General features: G+C 66.6%; 1 protein-coding gene. It reads left to right on the top strand.

Going from position 1 to position 287, the window contains the following annotated elements; genetic code table 11:
• A partial coding sequence (locus tag BK660_RS31895) for a penicillin acylase family protein (protein WP_185045356.1) occupies positions 1-287 on the top strand: 287 nt, incomplete at both ends.

Below are 287 nucleotides of genomic sequence, written 5' to 3'. Positions count from 1 at the left end.
GCACAAACCGTGACCAGCGACAAACTTGCTTGGCTAACGCCGTCGGCGCCGGACGAAAACCTGCCACTGGCCGAGGCCGACAAGCTGCAAGGCCTCAAGCTCAACGGGCAAATTCCGGGGCTGACCGAGCTGAGCAGCGCCAGCCAGCAACTGTCGGCGCTGAACCTGCTCGGCACCCCGTCTTCGAACAACTGGGCGATCGCCCCACAACGCAGCCGCAGCGGCAAGAGCCTGCTGGCCAGCGACGCCCATGGCCCGCTCGCCGCACCGTCGCTGTGGAGCTTCGT

It is taken from the genome of Pseudomonas brassicacearum, from assembly GCF_003732265.1.
Lineage (GTDB): Bacteria > Pseudomonadota > Gammaproteobacteria > Pseudomonadales > Pseudomonadaceae > Aquipseudomonas > Aquipseudomonas brassicacearum_D.
The sequence above is the reverse complement of the archived record's forward strand: the minus strand, read 5'-3'. Positions and strand labels throughout refer to the sequence as shown.